Here is a 25,843-nt window from a genome sequence, read left to right on the forward strand (position 1 = left end):
ATATCAAATTTCAAATTATTTTACTGTTTTCTTTACTGTCTTTTTTGATGCGCTCTTTTTGACATTTGTTTTTTGAACTTTGTCATTTTTTAACTCTTGTACTGCAAGAGTTAAAATAATATTACTTGAGTGCTTATCAATCTTTGATGAGCGACCTTGGGCACGTGGAAGTGATCGGTGCATTGTCAAACCCTTATCAACGCGAAATTCTTTTATAACCAAAGATCCTGTATCTGTAACACCGTGTGTCTTTGCATTTGCAGCTGCGGAGTTAATCATTTTTGCGAGAGGACCTGTCGCTCGTTTCTGTGTAGCGTTCAAAAGGACAAGCGCACGTGCAACCGTCTTACCCTTAACCAAGTTCGCAACAAGGCGAACTTTTCGTGGTGACTGGCGGTAATTTTTCAAGTACGCTTTCATATAAAGTGGGGGTTGGAAGTTTGATGTTAGAGGTTGGATGAGTATTTTTGTTACACGTTACATGTCTTGTGGTACATGCTTACTTCTTCGCCACTGTTGCATCAGCTGCAGTTTTTGCTGATTTAGCTGCTGTAATTTCGGCATCCTTCTTTGCTGTATCAAGTGCTTTCTGCATTTGACCTCCGTGACGCTTAAATGTTTTTGATGGTGAAAATTCACCAAGACGGTGACCCACCATTTCCTCCGTTACAAACACATCAATGAATGACTTACCGTTGTGAACGGCAAATGTGTACCCAACCATCTCGGGTGAAATCACACTTGGGCGTGCCCACGTCTTAATAGGGCCATCTGTGGCTTTTTGCTTCGCAACCTTCTCCATAAGGCGAACGTTGAGATATGGTCCTTTTTTGAGTGACCGTGTCATAGTGAATAAAAATCGGCCTCGTGGCCTTTGGAGATAATAGCAAAAAGTGAGCGGATGTCAAACCCACTCTTATGATTCGGCGACTTGAGTTAACCTCAGATATTTTCCAACTTCTAATTTCCCTGCCTGCCGGCAGGCAGGCAACCTCCATTATTTTAGACTTTTCCACAGGGGTTGCTTTTTTGTATTGATACGGTATAGTGCTTGAGGATGTTATTACGAGCGCACATACCCTATCCGCGGTTCAGCGGGTGGGTTTCTGGAGGAAGTAGCTATGTGCAAGAAGTTTGAAGTGGTGGAACAAGCCCATCGAGAAAAGCGTAGAATCCGAGTCACTGGGCCTGGAACCAACTTCACCGGCACCGTCGAGAAGGTTAACCCCTCTCTCCTTTCGGCCGAAATCAGAGGTGAGGGGACTCACACCCACTTCTTCGCTGGCGGAGAAAGCGCCCGCGACTTCACTGTCACGCTGGTCTAGCTCCACAGGGCCAGAACCAAGAACCCCAAAAAGGCGGCAATCCTACAAGGAAGCCGCCTTTACTCATTTCTGAAACATACAGAGTAAGTTTCTTTTTTATATTTAACGTACGGAGTGAACCCCGCCCTATATACAAACCCCGCCTGCAGTCTTGCGGGCGGGGTTACAACCAAGCAATTCAGTGGACTGTTTCTCCTGACGGGTAAAACATCTTCCAGTAGTGACGTCCCATACCAGTAATGCAGAAGCATTGAACGAGAGATGTTCTCCCGAAGACTAGCCCAACGAACTCGGGCTGGCGCTGAAGGCTGAACTCCACCAACCCATCGGTGCACATTGCCCGAAGTTCGAGCAGTATCTTTTCCTCAGTGGTCACCCTTAGAGCAACCAGTGGGGAGAACGCCCGAACCCTCTTCACCAAAGACGGGAGGGACATCCAATCGTCGGCAGCAACCAAATGCTTGAGAATTTCCTCTTTGAGAGTCGGGCCACTCTTCTTGCCCCAATCTTCTTCGAGAAGTTCCAAGGCTCCCCACAACAAGGTCCTTACCCTGTTCCAGTTTGTGGCCATTTCGAGTCTCCTTTTTCTGGTTTAGTCTCGATAATCAAATCTGATAAAAATGTAGCCGAAAATAAAGTCACTGTCAAGTTTTGTTGAACATCTGTTGACAATCTTTCAACAACAAACTATACTCATTTCATGTCCCCTACTACAAAACTCCGTGAACTCGGACTCAATAACAAAGAAATCACTGTGTATCTCGCCTTACTCAAACACGGCCGACGAACACCTGCCGCACTCTCACAACTTACAAAGATAAACCGTGCGACGGTATACAGTGTTGCAAGAAATCTACAATCAAAGGGTCTTATTGCTGAGGATATCAGCGGTCATTCTCGTTTCTTTCTACCCCTTCCTCCCAACAATTTGAATCAACTTATTGATCGCCCAAAACGTGAGCTACAAGAAAAGGAAGATCTTGTTCGCAACACCATTGAAGAGTTATACCAACTCGCTTCAGAACATGAATATCCTGTTCCAAAAATTCGTTTTGTCCAGGAAGGCGATCTCGAAGATTTTTTGTTTGGTAATACAGTGAGATGGGAGAAGAGTGCTCTGGAACAAGACGGAACATGGTGGGGCTTTCAAGACCATAGTTTTGTGGAGGTGTATGAAAAGTGGATTCACTGGTCGTGGACAACACTTGAGGGAAAGGATGTGCGTCACCGCGCAAAAATCATAACGAACACATCGGAAATTGAAAAAAGGTTGCAGCCAAAATATTCAAGAGAAAAGCGCGACATGAGATTTCTCCCTGGAGAAAAGTTCATGTCCACGATGTGGGTCGTCGGCGAATACGTTATTATGATTGCAACCAAACATCACCCGTTTTATCTCGTCGAGATTCATGATGTGTTACTTGCGCACAACATGCGAGAAATGTTTAAAAAACTTTGGGGGCAAACTCGCGAAATTACCTAACACTAAAACACCTGCGGATATACCGCAGGTGTTTTAGTGTTATTTTTTCTTGCCGACGCGACGTCGTGTGACGATGAGGAAGTTTGAGTACTTCTTTGGCTTGCGTGTCTTGTGTCCCTTTCCGACGTTCTTTCCGTGTCGTGTGCGCGCTCGGCGGTGTCCACGTCCCTGACGGCCTTCTCCTCCTCCGTGTGGGTGGTCTACTGGGTTCATCGCTGTTCCACGTACCTTTGGTTTCTTTCCGAGCCATCGATTGCGTCCTGCCTTTCCGAGATTAACGAGTTTATTTTCTGGATTTGAAACTTCTCCGACTGATGCCCATGCGTTTTCAGATACTTTGCGGGTCTCCGTTGATGGCATTTTCAAAAGTGTATAGCCACCATCATGAGCAATCACTTCAGCAAATACTCCAGCACTTCGTGCAATCTTTGCCCCATCGTTTGGCTTTCCTTCAATGTTGTACACGAACGTACCAACAGGAATCTTTGCGAGTGGAAGTCGGTTTCCAGGAGTAACGGGTGCTTTTTCAGACGCGAGGAATGTTGCTCCAACTTTGAGCGACTGTGGTGCAAGAATGTATCGGCGTTCACCATCTGCATAGCAAATAAGTGCAATAAATCCTGAACGGTTTGGATCGTACTCAATTGTTTCAACACGTGCAGGAATATCTTTTTTGTTGTATACAAAATCAACATCACGGAATGCTCGTTTGTGACCAGCACCGATACTGATTGTGGTACGTCGCCCAAACGCATTGTGTCCAAAACTGCGTCGGAATCCTTTCGTGAGCGCCTTGTGTGGTTTTCCGGCAATCAAAAGCTTGCGGTATTCAATACCGGTCATTCCACGGCGTCCTGCACTTGTTGGTTTATAGTGTTTCATAAAAATAAATCTGAAATTCGAATATCGAAATCCGAAACAATATCTAATTTCTAAATTCTAAGGTTTTAAACATTTGAATATTCATATTTTGTGCTTGTTTCGTATTTCGAAATTCGTGCTTCGTATTTATACTATTTCGATAGTATCTCCCTTTTTAAGCGTTACGTACGCCTTCTTTCCACCCCCTACGGTTGCCGCTTTTCCACGTCGTGACAGTTTTACCTTTGTTGCAATCTTTGTCACGCGAACGTGTACTGGTGTGATACCGTACACATCTTTTATCGCGGATGCAATGAGACTCTTGTTTGCATATGACGCGACATCAAAGACATACACATTGTTTTGAGACACGCTCGTTGCTTTTTCAGTGATGCGTGGGCGCGTGAGAATATCTGCGTTTACTTTTCCAGACGCAATTGTTTGTTTGATTTTCTTTTCAGGTTGCTTTTTCTCTACGGCAACAACTTTCTTTGGTGCGTCGTCATGAATATCGTCTTTCACGTGTACTGTGTCGGCAACAGCTTTGCGCGCAAACAAAGAGGTCTTTGCCTTTGCACCGCTTGAGTTGTCTTTTTTTCGAAATAACATATATTTTTTAAATTCGAAACCCGAATGTCGAAATCCGAAGCAGGTTCGAAATCATGGGCGTTTGGGTTTTAAATATTTGAACATTCATATTTTGTGTTTGTTTCGAGTTTCGTGTTTCGATATTCGTGTTTACTACTGTTTCTTTTCAACCCACCGTTTTACGGCTTCATCTGGATTAACCACAATGAGGTATGTGTATGTCATTGCGTCAACGGCATTGAGATTGCGAACCTCTTCAACGGCAACATTTCCTAGGTTTCTAAAGCTTTTCTTTACCATCTCGTCTGCTGTTGTTGTAAGAATGAGCGCTGCGTTTTGCTTTTTACCAATCATTTTTTCAAAACCTGCAATCTTTGAAAATACACCGAGAATATCTTTGGCTTCTGCTGTTTTTGGTGTACCAAATGTAATTGAGTCAACAAAGAGAATTTCTTTATCCTTAAGTTTGCGTGAGAGGACGCTGAAAAGAGCTGATGCGCGCATCTTTTTAGGAATCGTCACACTGTAATCCTTGTCTGAACGTGGGCCGTGAGTCACACCTCCTCCCTTCCATAATGGAGAGCGGATTGAACCGTGACGTGCGCGTCCTGTTCCTTTTTGTCGCCATGGCTTTTTGCCTCCACCACGAACTTCACCGCGACCTTTTGTGTGAGCACCTGCACGACCTGCGCGTGCATTGTTCTGCATGCCGAGTACCACTTGGTGCACGAGGTCTGCGTTCCAATTCACACCAAAAATCTGCCCCGGAAGTGTAACGGTGCTTACCTCTTTTCCTTTGATATCAAAAATAGGAGCTTTCAAATCCTTGCCGTCTTTTGCAACAACAACCTTCTTTGGTTTGAGTGCCTTAGTTGTTTTTACTGTTTTCTTTTGTGCTGGTTTTTTTTCCATTTTGTTTGAATTCTTTGGAAGCTAAGCTTCCAAAAGGAAGCTTAGCTTCCCATCACTTCAACAACGGTACCACGTCGTCCTGGGACTGCTCCGGAAATAAAAATCTGTCCGTTTGCAACGTCAACGAGAAGAACCTTGAGGTTTTTAACCGTGATTCGGTCTCCACCCATACGTCCACCCATACGACGTCCTTTCATAACACGCTGAACTCCACCAGCTCCGATTGAACCTGGCTCACGCTCAGAGTGTTTCTGTCCGTGTGTTCGGCGACCTCCTTTGAAACCGTGTCGCTTCACCACACCCTGAAAACCTTTTGATTTGGATGTACCTGAAACGGTCACTGTGTCGCCAGGAGTAAACACACCCGCATCAATCATAGTCCCGAGTGGGAGTTCTGCAGGATCAGAAACCGGAAATTCCATAAATCCCGCAAACATACCCTTTGACTTTTGTGCGTTGTTCACATTTTTTTCTTTTCGTACGTCATACCCAACCTGCACAGCAGTGTACCCGTCAATATCTTTTGTTTTGATTTGTGTGACAACGGCAGGAGAAACACGAATAAGCGTTGCTGGGTGCACAACACCGTTGTCATCAAAGACTTGTGTCATTTCTTGTTTTGTTCCGACGAGAAATTTCATGAATTTGTTTTGAATACGAGTGAGCCCTGGCTCGGACACATCCGAGCTAGGGCTCTAGTGTCCAGAGGTTCCTGTGGGAACATGGCGCATACGTGGGGACTACTATACACGACCACCTTTCAGAGTGCAAGTTCTCAGTGATAAAATACTTGACAAACATACTTTTCGTAGTACCATACACACCAGAACCTGACCGAAATGAATTCGGCAGAATTGACCTTTGGGAGGATGGGATGACGAAAAAACTCAACGGAAGGTTCATGGTGTTGCAGATGCGCCTAAACAAACTGCTCTTCGAGCAGATCAAGCTTAACGCTAGAGTTGCCACGTACGAGACACAGAAGGCAACGGTGCGAGGAGAAATCAACTTCCTATTGCGTAGCCAGGGAGCGAGGACTATCTTGGGTGAAAGGGTCTATGCACTGATTGAGTCAAACCACGCCGATGCATCTCAACGGGCCAGCGCAAACAATCTCGAAATCATGGGAATCATGATCGAGATGAACAAAGAGATTCCCGCACCCGATTCGAAACTCTGATGTCCACAACAACGCCTCGACCAGCTAGTACAGCTGGTCGTTTTTTTATCCAGCACTTAAAGTTAAGTGCTGGATTTATTCCGATTTGATTTTTGATTGACAAGACACACCACAAAGAATATTGTTGCCCCAGAAATGTATCCCAACTCCAGAAAGGAGCGCGTATGAAATTTGCCATCGCCATAGGTCCAAAAGGTGGTGGACCTCACAAAGGCTTCATCGCTGAATCTGAGGAAAACATCAAAATACGAACCGCACGTCTTCGAGAACATGGATTCACCATCGTTCCTATCAACGTTTCCCTTCTACCGTCTGACACTGAGGTCGCAAAGATGTTTGCGGAGAGTCAAATTCACCGGTCTATCGACCCAACTACCACCGAACTCTTTGAGGCCGTCATGAACTTGGGAATCAAGATTGGCTGGAAAGCTAGGGGACAAGACATCGTCTCCCACATCAGTGGTTGTTGTCGAAAAAAGTAACTTCAACCAAACACGCTCTCACGACCAGCCCACCAGCTGGTCGTTTTTGTTTTATTGACAAAACAGACCATGAAGAATAGTGTTACCCCAGAATCAATCACGCGTTCCACATAAGGAGAAAAGTTATGAAGCTCGGCGTCGTACTTCGCTCTGATGGTACAGTTTTCGGAGACATCATGTCTCCAACCGCGGAAGGCTTCGGCAACGCAATGGCTCGTGTACCAGATGGATTCATGGTCATTGAGGTCTCCGTCGACCTCGATCCAGAACAAGCTTCTGCGGTTCAGAAGCTTGGAAACAACGAGCTCTCAATGGAAGAGCTCCGACGCATAAGCCATTTGATCCGTCTCGGAATTCAGATGGGAATTGAGGTTCAGAAAGTACTCGCCATCTTCCGCATCCATGATGGCCGTCGAAAAAAGTAGCGACCGCCGGATGTACCCCACGACCAGCCCACCAGCTGGTCGTTTTTGTCTTAAAACATACGGAGCGAGCCCTAAAGGATTGCTGTTTGTAGTCAATCACTTCGTTCTTGAACAAACAGGGAACCTCTATTTTTTGAATTTTTTTGTATTTAACATACGAAGTGAGCCTATTACAACAAAGAAACTCTCGGAGCCCGATGAGGGTGAGAGTGAGTGCGTTTTCAGTAGAAAACGACACGTGTTCTTTGTTGTAAGTAGGTGAGCGGAGAGCTACATCATTTTCACTTCAATGTTTACTCCGGATGGGAGTGAAAGAGATGTGAGAGATTCAATAACTTTTGGGGTTGGGTTGAGAATATCAAGTACTCGTTTGTGCACACGCATTTCAAATTGTTCTCGTGCATCTTTGTCAATGAATGCTGCACGGTTGACAGTAAAGAGTGAGCGTTCGGTAGGAAGAGGAATTGGACCAACAACAACAGCTTCATATTTTACAGCGGTATCCATAATCTGCTTTACGGATTCATCAAGAAGTTTACTTTCATACGCACGAATACGGATGCGCAACTTGTGTGGCGCCTCATCGTGCACTTTCTCTTTCTTTGTCTTTCGTGTTGTTTTTGGTTTCAAGGTACTCATACGCTACGCGGGGACACTGTATCCCATTGTTTGCCCTTTGTCCAGAACGCATTCTAGAGCCCTCAGATACGAGGCGCGAGCGAGGATTCGACTGAGCGATATTGCAATATCGTGAAGAAGAACCGGAGCTCGCAACAAAGTAGATGAGGGCTATCGAATGCGTTCTTACGCTACGATTTTTGTAACCACACCAGCTCCAACAGTCTTACCTCCCTCTCGGATAGCAAAGCGCTGTTGTGCTTCAAGCGCGATTGGTGCTGTAAGTTTTACTTTGAATGTAACGGTGTCTCCAGGCATAACCATCTGCACTCCTTCGTTAAGCGTCACTTCTCCCGTCACATCCGTTGTGCGGATGTAGAACTGAGGCTTGTATCCAGAGATAAATGGTGTGTGGCGACCACCTTCTTCCTTTGTGAGGATGAGCACTTCTGCTTCAAATTCTGTGTGAGGTGTCACACTACCAGGAGCTGAGATAACTTGTCCGCGCGTAACATCTTCTTTCTTCAAACCACGGATGAGAATACCTGCATTGTCTCCTGCTATACCAGAATCAAGTGACTTGTTGAACATTTCAATTCCTGTCACTGTTGATTTTTGTGTTGGCGTAAGACCGACAACTTCAATATCCTGACCAACCTTAATTGTTCCTCGTTCAATACGGCCGGTTACTACAGTACCGCGTCCTTCAATTGAGAAGATGTCTTCAACTGGCATAAGGAACGGCTTGTCAACTTCACGAACAGGTTCAGGAATGTATGAGTCCAGAGTGTTGACGAGTTCAAAGACGCCCTTTGCCCATTCATCATCCATAGATGTTGCAGCAAGCGCTTTTAATCCAGAACCACGAATCACTGGTGTCTCTTTTCCGTCAAATCCGTACTTCGTGAGCATTTCGCGTACTTCCTCTTCAACGAGGTCAACAAGGTCCTTGTCAGACACCATGTCAACTTTGTTCAAGAAAACAATCATTTTTGGAACTCCAACCTGTTTTGCAAGGAGAATGTGTTCTCGTGTTTGTGGCATTGCTCCATCTGAAGCGGCGACAACGAGAATTGCGCCGTCCATTTGAGCAGCACCGGTAATCATGTTCTTGATGTAGTCGGCGTGTCCAGGAGCATCAATGTGCGCGTAGTGGCGAAGTGGTGTCCAGTACTCGGAGTGGTGGAGCGCAATAGTAATACCGCGTGCCTTTTCTTCCGGTGCACTGTCAATTTTATCAATTGCTTCAACGCGAGCGCCGTATCCCTTGTCCTTGTTCATGTCCAAGATTTTGAGGATTGCTGCGGTGAGCGTAGTCTTGCCGTGGTCAACGTGTCCGATGGTACCGACGTTAACGTGAGGCTTTGAACGGTCAAATGTTTCTGCCATAAATTTGTTGATTATTAAAAATAACTATTGTTTGTAATGGTTTTGTGCCCCACACGAGGATGCACATGCTGAGAACAAAAACACGCGTAGCGCGCATTTTGTAAGGCGTTGCCATTGTACACAACCATTTTGATATCGTCAATCCCGTTGCCGCTCTTTACGTGCAAAACTGTGGAGAAACTGTGGATTAAAAACAAAACGAGCCCGTTCTCCAAAGCGTGCGCATGCACACAATGAAGGAACGGACTCTGCTCAAAGAACGACATCCTGTGTCTCATCGGAATGGAACTCGGGCACATCTTCCGAGCGCACGCCGTAATCCAACCACGTATCGTGCGTCTCGAGGTATGACGCGCACCACCTCAAGAAAAGCTTTGTGCTGATTCCTGCCACCACCATACATCCGATGGTGATGAGGAACGGCATGGGTGAAATGTCTGGCGGAAGCGGGAGGCTCATGTTGTCACCTCACTTCGTGTTGTGCAGAGGCATTGATGTCGGTGTGGGAAGAAGTGCGGCGGACACTGGCACCCACGACTCCCGCGCCTTCGTCTCCGAGAGCGCGCGAATGAATTCTGGGGAGAAGGCGAAGGTGTCGTCATCAGCCTCGTGGCACATGAACCGTGTCTCAAAGGCCAAAATGTCAAAACCACGTTGTGCTTCGAGACGCATTTTTCGAGAATCCTCAATCAACGTCTCCAGAAGTACGCGCTCGAAACTCTCCCAGGGACTCTTCGTGCCACTCAGCATTTTCTCCAAAAAGAAGTTGACACAGACAACGCTGTACTCAACCTCGATGTGAGAATGCTTGTGCTCTCGAAAATGCGTACGGATGATATCGGGAATGTGCTTCCGAATATCATCCGTCGACGGGCGAGGTGCCTGCACGCTCTTCTGCCAGGCGGCGTCACGTTCAGAGGTGCTTGTGATAAGTCCTCTGACAAGAAGTGCACAAAAAGCCACGATGAGAGTCATGATAAGTAAAGCGAGCGAGAACGGCATGGTGGACCCCTTTCCAGAGAGTTGCGACGTTTAGCGTGAACACAGGTTATTTTCCGAGGTCAATAATACACCAAAGTATACATCTTTGTCAATCCCATTCTTTTGTATCCTGTGGATACGCAAAAGCCCCGCCGACTCGTGGTCGGCGGGGCTTTTTAAGCTTTTGAATCTAGTGTTTCTTCAGACTAGTCGTGCTTCATCTCGTGTCCAAGGTGCTCAAGGTAACGACCTGCTGCGCTCTGACCGCCGAGGCCGAATGCCAAACCGAAGGCGAGTGAGAGAGCAATCACTACTCCTGTAAAGAGTGTCTGCAAGAATGCAACACCAATACCGAGTTGTGAAAGTGAAACCAAGAGAGCAAAAATCCAGATTGCCCACTTTGAAAGTGTGCCGAGGAATCCTGCTGATGCGATGTTTGCGGCCTTTGCTGATGCAACAACAATTCTACGAACCGCTTCAGCAAGTACAACCGACACAAGCATGATGAGAACTGCAACAATCACCTGTGGCAAGTATCCCAACACAACATCTCGTAAGAAAGCAGTTACCTGTGTGAGATTCACGATTTCAAGTGATGCAATCAAGAAGACAACGATAATGAACCATCGTACAAGCTCCCCAATGAATTTTCCTGAGTTGAGTGAGAAACCTGCTCGTGCAAGTGTTTGTTCCAAGCCAGCACCACGAAGTGCGCTGTCCAACTTAATTGACTTAAGAATCTGTTCTACCGCACGCGCAAGAAGCGATGCAATAATCCAACCGATGATAAAAATAATGAGCGCAACAAGAAGTTTTGGCAGGAATGCAATGACTCCTCCCCACACTGTTGCAAGTGATGTTGCGACAGTGACACCTGTTGTCTGAAGAACTGTGGTTCCTAACATAGTATTGTTAAATTAATTTAAATTATACGTAATAATCAGTTTTTAATGATTTTCAGGATGTGTGCCTGAACACCGTGCCACAAGGGCAGTTTTTCGACTTTTAATGTCTTTAATGATAGCACCGCAAGGAATGTCCTTTAATGCCCCTGTGGACAACTCTACGCTCGCCCCGCCCTTCCACAAACACGTGTCGTTTTCTGCTGAAAACGCACTCACTCTCGCCCTCACGGGCTCCGAGAGTTTTGTGTATAGGGCGGGGCTCGTTCCGTACCACGAATTTTTGTTGCTACAAAAATTCTGTAAAAAGAAAACAATTGACAGATACTGTTTTCAGGCGTACGTTTGCGACAGAACATACGCAGGTTAACGCATGTATCCTCTTGAGCCTTGGCTAGGAGGAAGAAAGGGTCCATCCAATGAACGCTGGAGAACTGAAGGTATTGGTGGGAAAGTGTTTCGGACAATTTTTCCTCAAAATCTGGACATCCGTGGCTTTGGTGGCCATCGGCACGGTCATACTCGGCATCGAACTTTTCGTACGTGAGAGTGGGCCGAATCTTTTTCTTTTCCTTATCGGGGTAATACTCATCGTTTGGGGGCTTGCTCTCTCGATACGGTTCACCAACAAGCTGAGGGGGCTCCGACGGACCCTGGCCGAGTACGAGGAGGCGTGGCGCACACGGATGTGGACGGGAGGAAATCTCGGTCTTGTGATTTCTTCTCTCGTGGAAAACCGTCTGGTGGATATGTGGCAGCGGGGCGTCTTTGCCGAAGAGCTGGTTAAGACACTTGGTGTCGGCCCATACCAAGTGGATGCTCTTTTCGAGGTGCCGTTCACGAATGGGGACATTCGCGATGAAGAGGTTGATTTACAGACCGGGTTGGGATGGCTACTCCACGGTAAGTATCTCGTTCCGGCGGAGCACGGCTTTGGGGCGTTCGTCTGGTCGGACACGAAGGTGTACGAGAAATTCTTCGCACTTCCAGAGAATAGGATGCGCGACGACTTCGACCCGAACAAGGAACCCGAGCTTCTCGACGCCGTGCGCGATGGCCGTGTTTCACTCCCCGGTGGTGTAAAAATCACCTAAACTGCACTGCTCTTTTCACGAAGAACCCGAGTTCGCTCACGCGACCTCGGGCTTTCTTTTTGGAAGCCAGGCTTCCCCGTTGGAAGCCTGGCTTCCAAAAATGCTACAACCCCAATTTATTCACTAATTTTCGATGCGGATAGTCAAACACATCGCGCAGGAGTTTGTCATTCATGCTCGTGCGGTAGGAAAAATCTTTTGTTGAAAATGCAGAGTAGCGAATGTCAGTTCCGCATTCCGCTTCAAGTTGTGTGATTGCTTTTGCTAATGCTTTATCATCAATTCTATCGGCAATAACAAGCACATCCGTTCGTGAATCTTCTTCTTCAATAAAAATACCAGACACAACAAGTAATTTGAGTGCACCACATTTTGAAACACGTGACACCACAGGTACATCTGCAAGCATGTTGCCGAGCATGAGGTGTTTCACACTCATCATGTGTGGAAATTCTGGGTTGAGTAACCATCCACGTGCGCGTTTTTTAAGAAAGCCTGCTGACTTCAAACGCGCGAGTGGTGTCTTGAGCGACGATGATACAATACTTGTTTTTTCAGCAAGCGTTGCTGTCCCGTAGATACCTTCTGGGTGAAACAGAAAAAAACGCATCAGTCGAACCGGCGCACTTCCTCCAAATAATTTTGCGAGTAGATCCATCCCGATAGTGTTATATGCCGAATAATATGTAGAACCTTACAATACTCTTTTCTATTAAAATACCATGATACACGGGTCACTGAAAAAACTATCGGGATCCATACAAGAGTTAGTATACCCTCCTTTTAAAACAAAAACACCCCTTTTGGGGGTGTTTTTATGCACTTTTGTGCTGAAAAAGATTACTTCAAAGTTACATGTCACGCGTCGTTTTCTATTGAAAACGCGCTCGGAGCCTCCTTCGGCACAACCTACTGGTTGCCCACCTCAATGAGTACATTGTTATAACCAAGTTACAAATCTACTAATTTGCCTACTGGGTCGCACCGTCGTGCTCCGTCTCAAAGTGACTCTATTTGAGAGTCACTTTGCCACGAGTTTCTAGCTTCCTCATTGTGCTTCGCACAATTCCGTCGCAAGAACTCTCGGCCCCGTCTCGGTGCTCTCTCCTGCTTACGCAGGCGCACCTGCGACCGAAAAGTAACTTTGAAATTTATTTTAAAGTTACCTTTCCGCCGGCTTCCTCAATCTTCTTCTTCATAACCTCTGCATCTTCTTTCTTCACTGCCTCCTTGATAACGCCAGGTGCGCCATCAACGAGATCCTTTGCTTCCTTGAGACCAAGACCTGAAACTTCCTTCACAGCCTTGATAACAGCAATCTTGTTCTCCCCAACTGATGTAAGTTCAACAGTGTACTCGCTCTTTTCATCTGCACCTGCTGCACCTGCTGCAGGAGCTGCTGCGACAGCAACTGCTGACACCCCAAACTTTTCCTCAAACACCTTCACGAGTCGGTTCAAATCCAACACGCTCATTTGTTCAATTGCGTCAATAATTTTCTTGAACTCGGCTGGAATTGCTACATCCGCAGTTTTCTCTACTGTCTTTGCAACTGGCTTGTCCGCCACAGCTGGGGTTGTTGTTTCCTCTACTGGCTTGTCCGCCGTAGCATCTGCGGAGGCGGAAGTTTTTGTTTGTTCATCCATATGTATTAGGTTAAATTCGAAATTCAAATATCGAAATCCGAGACAATATCTCATTTTCTAAATCAAAATGTTTTAAACATTTGTACATTAGAATTTTGAATTTGTTTCGTGTTTCGTACTTCGATTTTCGTGCTTATAGTATTATTTCTTTTCTGCAATGGCACCAAGCGCAATAACCAATCGTTGAATTGGCGAGTTAATGACGTTGGCAAACATTCCACGCAATACTGTTTGTGAAGGAATTGTTGCAATCTCAAGCATGCGCTCGCGATTCAAAAATTCACCATCAAAAATACCACCGAGAATACCGAGGTGTCCTTCAAATTTTTTCTGGAACGTGTAGATGTTTCGCGCTGGTGCTGTTGTATCAACTGCGTCTGCACTTTGTGGATATGCGATTGCTACCTCACCATCAAGCGCAGGAATATCTCCCTTTGCTTTTGAACTTGTGAGTGCTTTCTTGATGAGTGTCTTTTTTGCAACAGTGTATCCAACGTCATTTGCTTTCAACTCTTTTCGAATTTCCATAGCATCACGCACCGTGAGACCGTGGAAGTTAACAAAAACAGCCGAGGGAACACGCTTAATGATGTCCTGAAGCTTTTCAAGAATTGTTTCTTTTTGCTTTCGTGTAATTGGCATATGTTTTTTGTGTTAAACAAAAAAACGGCTACAAGTGCCGCCGCTCTAAGAGTGGTCGACCTCAGTAGGACCTCTGACTCTTGTACGTGTGAGTCTGCCTACTTTCTCCGGCCTTGTGAAAACAACTATACTCAATCCCTCTCATAAATGCAACATCCCATGCGCAAAGCCCCGCTCGAGTACGAGCGGGGCTTTCCTTACTACTTACTACTTCCTACTTTCTACTCTTGGCTTTCTACCTACTACTTTCTACTTCCCACTTATCTTTCTTCAACATCTGGATCATCAAGCTCTGAATTGTCGAGTGGGTCTGCACATCCTGGATCTACTGGGCCACCCGCTCCATCAAAATCCTTTAGCCCATCGCCATCATTATCAAATGTGTCATTACACTGTGCAATAGGGAGATCTCGCTCATCGTTGTCTTCAGTAGTTGTACATCCGGGGTCAGCTGGGTAATCAATGAGGCCGTCGGGTGTACTTTCATTGTCCTCACCGTCACGACACTGTGGAATAGGTGCATCATATTCAGTCGGATCACATAATGCTCCGATACATGATGTTGGACACAGTGCCGGATTGTCACTTTGGCACGAACCACATCCCGGGTCATTATCATCTGGAGTTAAAAGATTTCCATCTGCACCTGCAAAATCAATAAATGCATCCCCGTCATCGTTGTTTATCTCATCAAAACATTCCGCGTAGTGCACATCGACAGTGACCGAGTCAGAGATTTCAAGACCGTTATCAATATTGGTGCAGGTAAGTGTAAACACTGTATTGTCGGCCATAATCACACCGCTTGCCTCGCTACCGTCATCCGTTTTTGCACCAATCCAGTTTGGTACACCTCCAGTGCCTTCGCAGTTTTGTACATTTGTCGTCTCCCACGTAAGGTTTACTGGGACACCGATGAGAACATCAACTGGAACGGAAACATTATTCACATACAAATTTACGGTGCCCGAGGATGCATCTGGTGTGTAGGTAAGATTGAAGGTAATTGAACCACCTAAAGATGAAATTGTTTGTGAATGAGTTGGTAACACAAGATTTTTTGCACTCCTCACCACAAGAGTATATCCGGGTTTGTCTGCTGAAATTGTATAGTCATACCCTCCTAGAATATCTCCGTATGATATAGGACCGATTATTTGGCCTGGTTCGTGTATCAAAACGGGACCAGTGATGTCCCACGCTGTTGGTATGTTTGACCTTACGATAATATTTCCAACCACATCCACAGAACATTGAGCAGTTAATGAGTTGCTTGTAACGGTCACGGTTTTTGGTGTTCCTTCGGTTATGTATGTTGTTACACAAGAAGAACCAAATGAATTACATGCGGTTCCGCCACCCACACCACCATTGCTGGTATCCCATGTGTATGTTCCGTTACCTCCGCCTGCAGTGAGAGTGACGGGAACTTCAACACCTATGGGTTGGGTTGCGGGTGAACATGTTGGACCCACGTTCACCGTCACACTTGCGGGTGCACTCGTTCCTCCTGGGCCAGAACAGGTAATTGTAAATGTTGTTGCGCTGGTAAGTGCTATTGATGTGTCTGAACCCGCTGGTGTGTTGGCAGGAATAACAAAACCTGACGTTCCTCCAGCGGTCACCGAACACGATGTTGCATTTGTTGAACTCCAGTTAAGTGTTGCGGTGGTGTTATAAGTAATAGGATTTGCTGTCGCGGTGAGTGTTGCTGTTGGTGTGATATTCACAAGAACACTATCCGTTGCGCTTCCCCCTGCGTTTGCACAGGTGATTGTGTATGTCCGTACGGTCGCGCCGTTTGCAATACTTGTCTGCGCATACGTACCATTGGGAGAGTATGTTTTTGAACCAGTCCACCCCGTAACCGCCGGTGATGCTGATGCCGTACATGACGTTGCATTTCCAGAAACTATCCATTGCAAATCAACGTTTGCTCCTCCGGCAGGAAGTGACAATGGACCTTCACCATATGAACTACCGCCTGACTGTTTTCCTTGAAGATTAACGGTTGGTGCTGGGAGTGCAGTAATCGTCAGATTAAATGTATCCGAACGAACAGTTGCTCCTGATGTACCAGTAACGGTAATGGGGTAGGTACCTGCAGTAGCAGTTCCACTATTAATCGTCAATATAGGCGCGGGCGTACACGTCAGGTTTGGTGTACAAGGTGTTGAAGAATATGAAGCAGATGCACCACTTGGAATTCCTGATGACGTGAGCGCAACAGAGGCTGCAGTTCCTGCTGTTTTTGTAACGGTGATTGTGTTGGTGACCGATAGTCCTTGCACGACACTTTTATCGCCTGCGTCTGCCACCGTGAAGTTGAAGGCTGGTGCAGTCACGATAACTCGGCAGGATTCAGATTCATTAGTCCAAGGAGTGGGGAGCTCTGACCAAGGTTCATTTGAGCCTTTTCTTACCCTAACATCATAGGTCCCTTGAGTTGAAAACGTACGGGTACATGATTGGGTAGAACACGCCGTTGTTCCACCGTCCATATCCCATTGGTATGTTGTGCCGATACCCCCAGAGGCCGTAAGTGTGACACTGCTTCCAGCTGTGATTGATGAAGAAAGTGGTGAACAGGATGCAATACATCGAGGTACGGAACCCGTCTTTGCGGCGTACAAATAATCGGTATAATCAGGAGGATTTGGAGCTCCATCTGACACAAGGTCAATTTGATACGCACAGTTCACCGGAGAACCCGACGAGGGATATGGTACCGAGAAAGTGTGAGAGTAGCCCGCTCCTGTTCCTGATGTGTCCGGTAGCATTGTAAACGAAGTGATACTTTTCCGGATTTGTGTGGAAAGATAATCGGAAGCACCCCACGCCCTGAACACATACCAAGACACCAGACTCACAGGGAACGAACAACGGGGAGATGTGTTCTTCACCGTGATTGACGCCTGACCAGTGGCTGGGTTGGTTGTTATCTTATCGCTATCGGGATAGGAAAAGGATTGGCCATCTACACCTTTAATATAGCTATCAGGATTACAGGCAATAGTTGTCGGCGTACACGTTTTGTCTCCACCAGACATAGTAACCGAACCACCCACACAGTTAGAGGAAGCTGTCCATCCGCCCCAATCTGTCCCATCCCCAAAATAACCAGTTAAAGATACAACCGTGTTGGCATTATACGTTTCTGTACAATTTGTGTGGCCCGAAACATTACCACAATCAATACCGTTACCACCAGAAACTCCCACAGGCGCTGTAATGTACAAAGTGCCGTACCCTATTGAATTTGGATTAATGGTGAGTGTGTACTCGGTAACGGCGACGGGAGTAAATGTTGCAGTAACTGTACAATTGGCCATAATTGGCCCCGTGGTAAAGGTTGTTCCATTAAGTGTTCCTCCACAACCCGAGGCCGATGCGGTGTAATTAGCATTTGGAGTAACGGTGAAAGTTGTGCTACCACCGGAACTAACAGATCTCGAAGCTGGAGAAATAGTACCCTGTGCTCCAGATGTAGGTGACGTTCTTCCCAACACGGTGTACGAAGCGCCAGTAACGGTGACAGTAACATCGCGGGATAATGAGTATGAATCATTTTCGCATGTAATCGTAAATGTTGTTGTGGTTGTGAGTGCGGTTGATGCATCAGAGCCGTCTACTGGTAATTGTGGTCCAAAACCAGGACCACTACCAGAACAAATATATGCGTGACTAGAGTTCCAAGTAAGTGTAGTGGTTTGACCAGAACCAACTGAGGTTGGACTTGCAGAGAACGACGTTATGGCAACAGGTTGATCACAGGGATACTCCTCTGGTGGACACTGTTCTATAGCAAGAACTGGCTGCGGACTGATGAGCGACCACGCGACAAAGAGCGCACACCCAACGAGCATGCCAGCTGAAATATTTTTTAAAAGACGTGTGTGTTTTAGAAAAAACATAATATAAAATAGTTTGTTGTTGAGAACAGCAATCGTTCTCAGTGTACTGTTAGTATAGTACCGCTGTATACAACTAATACCAATTGCGAGTGTTAATAAAAAGCCCCGCCTAGCACACTGTGCGTAGGCGGGGCTTTTCTTTCTATTTTTTGTTATTTGCTATTTGCTATTTGAATTGCTTCCTACTTCCTACAAGCTACAAGCTACAAGCTACAAGCTACAAGCTACTTATATCTCTTCAATTGTTGGGTCGTCTAACTCCGATGGGTCCAATTCACTTGCACATCCTGGGTCGGCTTCTTTATTGGGAGGGGTAACTTCCCAGTAATCAATCTTTCCATCACCATCATCATCAAGTCCGTTGTTACATTGTGTTACTGGTTTAATTGGCGCCGGTTTACAGCGTGGATCTGTCGGGTCAACATCACACTGCGGAGGTTTTTGATCACTTTCACTATCATCTTCCCCGCTCGTGCACCCTGGGTCGTCATCTCTTGTGCCGCGAATTCCATCTTTACCAAGATAATCAACAAAAGTATCGCCATCATTGTCTAACATATCGGAACACTGCGGTGGGCGCGTTCCAATTTGTACTGAATCCGAAAGAGTACCGCTCGTTGCGGCCACAGTTACAGCTGCAGTTGGAACTACGACTTTGGTACACGTAATGGTGAACATGAGCAAGTCATCAGAAGTAATTGGATTACTTGGCAACGTGCCATTATCAGGTTTAGTACCTGTCCAACCACCACTAGCAACACACGAACCCACACCCCTACTCGTCCAAGAAAGCGTTGCTGATTTGTTGTACAAAACTCTCACTGGTCCATCTGATAGCGGACCACCAACTTCACCTGCCTTAAGGTCAAGCTTGGGACCCGTATCATCGTCGTCGTCTCCAATTGGAGTATAGGTAATTGTAAAGGTGATGTCGGAACCTGTATCTGGGATACTTTGTGATGCCGTTGCTGGTTCAATAACTGGACCTGTAAAGTTTGGAAGTGTTGGAACGTTTGAAATGGTGTAATCGCCCGGTTTTTGGTTTGCATACGTTTCACTTTGTGATGGTGTGTCCTGTTCAAGCGGTGCACCACTGCTTCTTGTGATACTCCATGTTGTTGGTTGGTTTGATACAACCCGCACACTTCCTTTGACAACAACGTCACATGTTCTTGTGACACCCCCGCTAGTTAAGCTCACTGTTTTTGTGTTTGCGACTGCGTACGCTGGGGTACATGGTGAAACGTTTGCCTCACACGTAGGGCTCCCGCCCGTATTCCATGTGTATGGAATAGTTGCATTTTGTGCTTCGATAGATGCTGGAACAAGAACTCCTTTTTGTTGTGTTGCAGGAGAACATGCGAGTCCTACAGGCGGTACTGCAGAAACCGTTACAGCACAGGTAGCAGTTTCTATACCCCGCGTGACAACGACTGATTTTGCACCCGCAGTACCCCATTGTGTTGTAAATGTCGCCGTGTTTCCACCGGTTGCCGGCGTACCTCCTCCTGTCCAACTGTATGTTCCAGAACCATTTGTTGCTGTAAATTGTTGGTTCGTGTTGAGAGGAACTATTACTGGTGTCGGGGAACAGATAAGAGCTGTTGGGGGGGCGACGGGGACCGTTACCGAAACACTGTCACTGTCACTTCCTCCTGCATTTGAACAAATGATGGTGTATGTTCTGTTTGAAGTGCCGTTCACAATACCTGCTTGCACATTTGTTGGAGAAACTCCTTTTGTTCCACTCCACCCAGCAACTGTCGGCGAAGCGGATGCAGTACACGTTGTTGGGTTGTTTGTTGTTATCCATTGAAGATCTATTGAACCACCCGTTGCTGGTAGTGAGATTGGTCCGTTCGTATAACCACCCGTATTTGCAATGCGACCCCTAAGGGCGACTGTCGGTGGTGGATTAGCAATATCATCGTTGGTAATCGTACACGTCTTATTCTGTTCTCCGGCGAGTGTTACAGAACCACTTGCAGTACAATCGCCTCCCCACGTGCCGGCCGTATATCCAGGAAGATTGGTTTCAGACACGGTGTATGTTCCTGCGTGAAAGTAGTTGCTGGCACCACTTGTTACTGATGTGGTATTTACGCGCAAAGGAAAGGCCGAAACGAGTGCGGTTCCGCCACTGTTGTTAATAACAGTTTTAGTAACGGTAAGGTGTGGTCCACACAAAGGCAGAGGGTAGGACGCAAATTCATAGTCAAAAACCGTGTAGGCCGGCATTTGTGCAAAATCTGGGTTTGTTGTGGGTGCACTTGGACCTTCAAAGAAATCGGATTGATATTGACACGTGGAAGGTTGTGACCTTGATATTGTTCTTGTTATACCAGGTCCAATTGAATTCGTGGCATCACTATAGAGCGTTTGTGTTGCAAGGAATGTCGTCCCCGAGCCCCCTTGCCACTCATCAAATACCTTGTATGTAGCCATGTGAATTGAATACGTACACTCTGTTGAGAAATTTTTTACTTCAATTGACGTGGGAAGATTGCTGGTAACGCTAAATGGATTACCGTTTGGCTGACGGAGGTCTGCTCGTGGATTAGGAACGCATGTTGCATACGCGGGTGTTGGTGCAACAAAAAAAGCACCGAAGACCGTGAGGGTGGCGAGGAGAAGTGTGGTGTTACTTATTTTAGATACAGTGTGTGTGGTCATAGGAATAAGTGATAAGGCGGAGGAGTTTGGCTCCTCTGGAGGAGCTAAACTCCTCCGACTTATAGTGGTAATAGTATTTATTATTGTCGAGCAACGTACGCAATGTGCACCTTCACACCCGTAGCACCACTGGAAAGCGTTATATTTACATCATTTCCGTCCTTTGTGGCATAGAAATTAGTCACAGGATTCTCTGTAGGTGTTGCCTCTTTCACAATCGTCCACCCTTGTGTGGTCAAAAGATTCTTGAAAAGAGCGATGTTTTCCTCGAGTGTCTTTGCCGACACATATTCAACTGTTGGAAGCTGTTCGTTACGGTTTGTGTACGTAAGTTTTGCACTAGTACCAATAGTGACACCTTCTTCAGGTAGAAGTTCCTGCGGAAAACCTGCAATAATCTGTCCTTGTTCGGCAACTTCAGACGTGTAATCCTTTTCTTCTTCTACAGGAGCTACTGGTTGTTTGTTCAGAAGAGCAAAGAGTCCCCACCCAATGAGAATAATAAGCAAAATAATCAGAAACACACGAAGTGGTTTCATGTGGTGTCCTTGTGTCGGCATTCCGCCAGAAACTTCCTGACTAAGTGGTGTTGTGCGCATGTCTTCCATATATAAAAGGTTAGTAGAATAAATGTTGTATGTAGTACTACAAATAATACACCTTATATAGTACACGCCACGGGTGGTCTACCATATCGCATCTGTGGATATACAGATGTCATTGACTTTTGCCACAATGGGGAGTATGCTCCATGGTGTTAGTGCAGAGAGGAATGTCGCGCCAGAATGGTCGCGATTTTTGTTTAAAGTATTGGGTTAGGTGTTGGCAATTAGTTTTGGTTTAGTTTTTTATTCTTAATACATACTACTTTCTACATACCACTTTCTACTTACTACATTCTACTTACTACTTAACCCTATCCACATATGCCATTTGATATCAAAGCACTTACCACAGTCCTCGGAGAACTTGAGGAAGAGCGGGGTGTTACAAAAGAAAAAGTTATGGAGGCAATTGAATTTGCTCTCGCTACTGCGTACAAAAAAGAGTACGGCAAGCGTGACCAGGTTGTGCGTGCACGATTTGACATCAACACTGGTACGACAGAGTTTGAACAAATCAAAACAATTGTTGATGATTCGACTGTTCGCTTCAAAGAAGACGCGGATGACGAAATTTTAGAAGAAACGGATGCATCACAAACAAAAAAAATTCTTGTTGCAACAGGCGATGCTCCACGTGCTACAGATGTTGTTGAGGATGAAATAAAACTTCCCCTTTTCAACACTGAAAAGCACATGTTGCTTGAAGATGCGAAGAAAATTAAAAAAGATGCAAAAGTTGGTGATGAGATTGTATTCCCTCTTGAAATGCATGACGACTTCGGACGCATCGCCGCACAAACTGCAAAGCAGGTTATCATTCAAAAAATTCGCGAGGCAGAAAAAGAGCACCTCTCACATGAATATGGTGAACGTGAAGGAGAAATTCTGTCCGGAACGGTGCAACGCGTTGAGCGCGGAAACGTGTTTGTAGACCTTGGACGCGCCGTTGGAATCTTGCCCTACGATGAACAAATTCCTGGTGAACGATTCCGTGCGGGCGAACGTATTCGCGCATATCTTTTTAAAGTTGAGGAAACACCTCGTGGCGTCTTTTTGCGCATGTCACGTTCACACCCACAATTTCTCGTTCGTCTTTTTGAAAACGAATCACCAGAAGTTGCACAAGGTGTTGTTGAAATAAAAGCAATCGCACGCGAGCCGGGAAGTCGTTCAAAGGTTGCGGTGTTCTCAAACGATGAACACATTGATCCTGTTGGTTCGCTTGTTGGACAACGCGGTGTTCGTGTTTCAACTGTCATGTCTGAACTCGCTGGAGAAAAAATTGATGTTATTGAGTGGTCCGAAACCGCCGAGCACTTTATTGAAGATGCACTCTCTCCGGCAAAAGTGTTGTCTGTTGAAATTGTTGACGAAGAAACACATAGCGCAGTTGTTCGCGTAACCGAAGACCAGCAATCACTTGCCATCGGACGCGGAGGACAAAACGTTCGTCTCGCAGCAAAATTGACAGGATGGCGCATTGATATCCGCTCCGCCGGCACAGAAGAAGGTGCCGAAGATGGTGAAACGGAAGGAGCGTCTGAAATTTCAAAAGAGGCAGACCAACCATCCGAAACCGAAGTTTCAAAGGATGAAACAACTACACCCGAAAAAGAAACTGGCACTCCTGAAAAAGGGGACAAATAAAGGGTATTTTGGCGGAGATAAAATAAAAATAAAATCTAGATAAAGTGTTTCATGGCAGTTGTGAAACGAGTTTGGACGCCAACCGCGTAACGTACCGACCTCTTTTGCACATACACAGTTGACGACCTGCTCTGGGTTGTACATTATTGTAGCCACTATCTATTAATTACTAATTACTACACAATTATACGTCGCGCCCTGTGTCACGTCTTAAGTCACGTTTTAGTTGACGTTAACGTGACATGATTCCGCGGAATCAGGTACGTGACATGATTTCGTAAAATCAACAGTTGCGCGACGCGATTTTGTGAAATCGTATGAAAAAATTTCTTATAGGAACACTCGCGGTTGTATTGTTAGCAAGTCCATTTGCCCTTCTTCACGCAGAAGACTCAATTGACTCAACCTCGTCAAAACAGGAACGCAGAGAAAACCAAAAAGATAAAGATGAGCGTGGAGACAGGGGTGGTTGGAGAGACAAGATGATGTTTGGAGATAGGATGGAGGGTTTGAGAGAAAAAATGCAGGAACGAAGGGACGAAATGCGTGTACGGTTTGACACAAAGCGCGCGGAGGTTATTACCAATATTCTTAACCGTCTTGAGGAACGATTTCAAAATGCGATTGATCGCATGGGAAAAATCGCAGTTCGTGTTCAAGAGCGCATTGACCTTCTTAAGGCCGACGGTAGCTCTCTTGATGAAGCACAAGGATTCTTAGACGACGCAAAGAAAGGTATTAGTGACGCACAAAAAGCACTTGACGCCATTGACCTTACCGACGCAGTTGCAACCACAACACCATCAACTGCACTAAAGAGTGTTCGAGAAGAATTTAAGGCAGTCAAAGAACTCCTTAAGAATGCGCGCGCAAAGCTCTCGGACGCGATCAACTCTATTAAAAAGGGAGTATCTGACAACAAGGAAGACGACAATGACTAACCTTTGAGGTATACTAAACAACATTATAGGTAACACCTTACAGAAGCATATGGATCAAATGCAAAACATAGAAGGCATGCCACAATCGGACAAACAAAATGGTCCAGTTGTCGGTATCATTGTTGTTATTATCGTCCTTGCAATTGGAGGATATTATCTCTTCGCACAATTACAAGCACAGAAAGCAGAGCGCGATGCGGCTGAGATCCAACAGCTTCAGGGCGACGTTACGTCAAACTCAAATGATATTGTTGATATTCAAGCTGACATTCAAGCACAACAAAACGAACTTGATGCACTTGATGCACAAACTGATGCAGATTTGCAACAGCTTAATGCACAGATAAATACTCAGTAAATAAATAATGAAACGTGAAAAGACCCACACAGTATTGTGTGGGTCTTTTCATTTTGTATTGATACTGGTACACTTCTCGCGCATATGTACACAAATCATAAAATAACAAAAAACGACAACGGCACCGTCACCATTGAGGGTGAACTTCCGCACGAAGAGTTGGAAAAACACCGCGCACATGTCGTTAAAGAGCTTGGGGAAGACATTGGCGTAGACGGATTTCGCAAAGGACACGTTCCTGAAAAAATGGTGATAGAACGCATTGGCGAACAGGCGCTTTTTACCGAAATGGCTGAACATGCGCTCTCTGAACACTATCCAAAAATGCTGGTACATCATGACATTGACGCCATTGGACGGCCCGATGTCACCATCACAAAATTAGCTGCGGACAATCCTCTTGGATTCAAAATCACCACGGCAGTATTTCCAAAATTTGAACTTCCCGCATACAAAAAACTTGCACGTCAGCACGCCCTCGAACACACAAAAAAAGAAATCCTTGTAACCGATGAGGATGTGGCAACGTTTGTTGATAACACAGTACGACAACAGCGAGATGTAGAAAACAAAAAGAACGGCATTGAAACAAAGAGTGCGGACCCACTTCCCGAATTAACCGACGATCTTGTTAAAACATTTGGTGCATTTAACAGTGTGGAAGATTTTAAGCAAAAAATTCGTGAAGGAATCATGCACGACAAACGTCACCGCGCACAAGATGAACTGCGCATTGCAATCATGAACGACATCCTTACACACACGAACATTGCACTTCCTGACATTCTCATTGAAGCAGAGTTGGATAAGATGTTTGCACAATTTACAGGAGACATTGAACGTTTTGGAATGAACGTCATTGAGTATATGGAGCATATCAAAAAAACGCAGGAAGATCTTAGGGGCGAGTGGCATAGTGATGCGGAGAAAAGCGCAAAGAACCAACTCATTCTTCACGAAATCGGATTGAAAGAAAATCTGCAAGCAACTCCCGAGGAAATCAAAAAAGAAACCGACCACATTCTTGAACACCACAAAGATGCGAAAAGAGCTAATGTTGAGGCCTACATCGCAACCACGCTCGCCAATCAAAAGGTGCTGGAATTCCTAGAAAAACAGGTGTAAAATGAGTGAACTTGGCCATCTTACTACTTACTTCTTAATACTTACTTCTACC

General features: G+C 45.7%; 27 protein-coding genes. 9 read left to right on the top strand and 18 right to left on the bottom strand.

Translation table 11 applies throughout. The features are described from left to right. Positions 1-15: 15 nt before the first annotated feature. The 3 genes from rplV to NUW02_00720 form a co-directional block, all read right to left on the bottom strand. Positions 16-420, bottom strand: coding sequence for a 50S ribosomal protein L22 (gene rplV / locus NUW02_00710; protein MCR4274560.1), 405 nt, complete (start codon positions 418-420; stop codon positions 16-18). Positions 421-499: 79 nt separating this feature from the next. Continuing rightward, positions 500-847, bottom strand: a complete 348-nt coding sequence (rpsS, locus tag NUW02_00715) for a 30S ribosomal protein S19 (GenBank protein MCR4274561.1) — start codon at positions 845-847, stop codon at positions 500-502. Between the two features lie 656 nt (positions 848-1,503). Continuing rightward, positions 1,504-1,896, bottom strand: a complete 393-nt coding sequence (locus NUW02_00720; GenBank protein ID MCR4274562.1) for a hypothetical protein — start codon at positions 1,894-1,896, stop codon at positions 1,504-1,506. A gap of 129 nt (positions 1,897-2,025) precedes the next feature. On the opposite strand from NUW02_00720, the gene NUW02_00725 reads away from it, so the two are divergent. Further along, positions 2,026-2,808: a hypothetical protein gene (locus NUW02_00725; protein MCR4274563.1), complete on the top strand. Its 783-nt coding sequence runs from the start codon at positions 2,026-2,028 to the stop codon at positions 2,806-2,808. Between the two features lie 39 nt (positions 2,809-2,847). Here NUW02_00725 and rplB read toward each other — a convergent pair whose 3' ends face one another. The 4 genes from rplB to rplC form a co-directional block, all read right to left on the bottom strand. Next, on the bottom strand, positions 2,848-3,690 hold the full coding sequence (gene rplB / locus NUW02_00730; GenBank protein ID MCR4274564.1) for a 50S ribosomal protein L2: 843 nt from the start codon (positions 3,688-3,690) through the stop codon (positions 2,848-2,850). Between the two features lie 126 nt (positions 3,691-3,816). Then, on the bottom strand, positions 3,817-4,278 hold the full coding sequence (locus NUW02_00735; protein MCR4274565.1) for a 50S ribosomal protein L23: 462 nt from the start codon (positions 4,276-4,278) through the stop codon (positions 3,817-3,819). 132 nt (positions 4,279-4,410) lie between these two features. Then, a complete protein-coding gene (rplD, locus tag NUW02_00740; protein MCR4274566.1) occupies positions 4,411-5,169 on the bottom strand; it encodes a 50S ribosomal protein L4 in 759 nt (252 codons plus the stop codon). A 41-nt stretch (positions 5,170-5,210) separates the two neighbouring features. After that, positions 5,211-5,810, bottom strand: coding sequence for a 50S ribosomal protein L3 (gene rplC / locus NUW02_00745; protein ID MCR4274567.1), 600 nt, complete (start codon positions 5,808-5,810; stop codon positions 5,211-5,213). 233 nt (positions 5,811-6,043) lie between these two features. Here rplC and NUW02_00750 point away from each other — a divergent pair, with 233 nt between their 5' ends. From NUW02_00750 to NUW02_00760, 3 genes are all read left to right on the top strand, one after another. Beyond that, complete coding sequence (locus tag NUW02_00750) at positions 6,044-6,349, top strand: hypothetical protein (protein ID MCR4274568.1); 306 nt, start codon at positions 6,044-6,046, stop codon at positions 6,347-6,349. Positions 6,350-6,513: 164 nt separating this feature from the next. After that, the gene (locus NUW02_00755) at positions 6,514-6,831 is read left to right on the top strand and encodes a hypothetical protein (GenBank protein MCR4274569.1); all 318 of its coding nucleotides are present in this window, start codon (positions 6,514-6,516) and stop codon (positions 6,829-6,831) included. A 125-nt stretch (positions 6,832-6,956) separates the two neighbouring features. Further along, a complete protein-coding gene (locus NUW02_00760; protein MCR4274570.1) occupies positions 6,957-7,256 on the top strand; it encodes a hypothetical protein in 300 nt (99 codons plus the stop codon). A gap of 270 nt (positions 7,257-7,526) precedes the next feature. Here the strand turns inward: NUW02_00760 and rpsJ are convergent, their stop codons facing one another. From rpsJ to NUW02_00785, 5 genes are all read right to left on the bottom strand, one after another. Continuing rightward, positions 7,527-7,895 carry a 30S ribosomal protein S10 gene (rpsJ, locus tag NUW02_00765; protein MCR4274571.1) on the bottom strand — a complete coding sequence of 123 codons (369 nt, stop codon included), beginning with the start codon at positions 7,893-7,895 and terminating at the stop codon, positions 7,527-7,529. A gap of 165 nt (positions 7,896-8,060) precedes the next feature. After that, the gene (gene tuf / locus NUW02_00770) at positions 8,061-9,263 is read right to left on the bottom strand and encodes an elongation factor Tu (GenBank protein MCR4274572.1); all 1,203 of its coding nucleotides are present in this window, start codon (positions 9,261-9,263) and stop codon (positions 8,061-8,063) included. A 252-nt stretch (positions 9,264-9,515) separates the two neighbouring features. Beyond that, the gene (locus NUW02_00775; GenBank protein ID MCR4274573.1) at positions 9,516-9,722 is read right to left on the bottom strand and encodes a hypothetical protein; all 207 of its coding nucleotides are present in this window, start codon (positions 9,720-9,722) and stop codon (positions 9,516-9,518) included. A gap of 9 nt (positions 9,723-9,731) precedes the next feature. Beyond that, complete coding sequence (locus NUW02_00780) at positions 9,732-10,238, bottom strand: hypothetical protein (protein MCR4274574.1); 507 nt, start codon at positions 10,236-10,238, stop codon at positions 9,732-9,734. 212 nt (positions 10,239-10,450) lie between these two features. Continuing rightward, complete coding sequence (locus NUW02_00785) at positions 10,451-11,149, bottom strand: hypothetical protein (GenBank protein ID MCR4274575.1); 699 nt, start codon at positions 11,147-11,149, stop codon at positions 10,451-10,453. Between the two features lie 416 nt (positions 11,150-11,565). On the opposite strand from NUW02_00785, the gene NUW02_00790 reads away from it, so the two are divergent. After that, positions 11,566-12,240, top strand: a complete 675-nt coding sequence (locus tag NUW02_00790) for a hypothetical protein (GenBank protein ID MCR4274576.1) — start codon at positions 11,566-11,568, stop codon at positions 12,238-12,240. Positions 12,241-12,343: 103 nt separating this feature from the next. Here NUW02_00790 and NUW02_00795 read toward each other — a convergent pair whose 3' ends face one another. The 6 genes from NUW02_00795 to NUW02_00820 form a co-directional block, all read right to left on the bottom strand. Continuing rightward, positions 12,344-12,898, bottom strand: coding sequence for a hypothetical protein (locus NUW02_00795; GenBank protein ID MCR4274577.1), 555 nt, complete (start codon positions 12,896-12,898; stop codon positions 12,344-12,346). 493 nt (positions 12,899-13,391) lie between these two features. Beyond that, the gene (gene rplL, locus NUW02_00800) at positions 13,392-13,808 is read right to left on the bottom strand and encodes a 50S ribosomal protein L7/L12 (GenBank protein MCR4274578.1); all 417 of its coding nucleotides are present in this window, start codon (positions 13,806-13,808) and stop codon (positions 13,392-13,394) included. Positions 13,809-14,027: 219 nt separating this feature from the next. Beyond that, on the bottom strand, positions 14,028-14,528 hold the full coding sequence (gene rplJ / locus NUW02_00805; GenBank protein ID MCR4274579.1) for a 50S ribosomal protein L10: 501 nt from the start codon (positions 14,526-14,528) through the stop codon (positions 14,028-14,030). Positions 14,529-14,788: 260 nt separating this feature from the next. Next, complete coding sequence (locus tag NUW02_00810) at positions 14,789-18,442, bottom strand: hypothetical protein (GenBank protein ID MCR4274580.1); 3,654 nt, start codon at positions 18,440-18,442, stop codon at positions 14,789-14,791. Between the two features lie 228 nt (positions 18,443-18,670). Beyond that, the gene (locus NUW02_00815; GenBank protein ID MCR4274581.1) at positions 18,671-21,115 is read right to left on the bottom strand and encodes a hypothetical protein; all 2,445 of its coding nucleotides are present in this window, start codon (positions 21,113-21,115) and stop codon (positions 18,671-18,673) included. A gap of 80 nt (positions 21,116-21,195) precedes the next feature. Beyond that, positions 21,196-21,723, bottom strand: a complete 528-nt coding sequence (locus tag NUW02_00820) for a hypothetical protein (protein ID MCR4274582.1) — start codon at positions 21,721-21,723, stop codon at positions 21,196-21,198. A gap of 318 nt (positions 21,724-22,041) precedes the next feature. On the opposite strand from NUW02_00820, the gene nusA reads away from it, so the two are divergent. The 4 genes from nusA (at position 22,042) to NUW02_00840 (ending at position 25,791) form a co-directional block, all read left to right on the top strand. After that, the gene (gene nusA / locus NUW02_00825) at positions 22,042-23,367 is read left to right on the top strand and encodes a transcription termination factor NusA (protein MCR4274583.1); all 1,326 of its coding nucleotides are present in this window, start codon (positions 22,042-22,044) and stop codon (positions 23,365-23,367) included. Positions 23,368-23,684: 317 nt separating this feature from the next. Then, positions 23,685-24,308: a hypothetical protein gene (locus NUW02_00830; protein ID MCR4274584.1), complete on the top strand. Its 624-nt coding sequence runs from the start codon at positions 23,685-23,687 to the stop codon at positions 24,306-24,308. Positions 24,309-24,357: 49 nt separating this feature from the next. Beyond that, positions 24,358-24,666, top strand: coding sequence for a hypothetical protein (locus tag NUW02_00835; GenBank protein ID MCR4274585.1), 309 nt, complete (start codon positions 24,358-24,360; stop codon positions 24,664-24,666). Positions 24,667-24,750: 84 nt separating this feature from the next. Beyond that, positions 24,751-25,791: a hypothetical protein gene (locus NUW02_00840; GenBank protein ID MCR4274586.1), complete on the top strand. Its 1,041-nt coding sequence runs from the start codon at positions 24,751-24,753 to the stop codon at positions 25,789-25,791. Positions 25,792-25,843 lie beyond the last annotated feature (52 nt).

The organism is Candidatus Campbellbacteria bacterium (genome assembly GCA_024653945.1).
GTDB lineage: Bacteria > Patescibacteriota > Minisyncoccia > Phycocordibacterales > EsbW-18 > EsbW-18.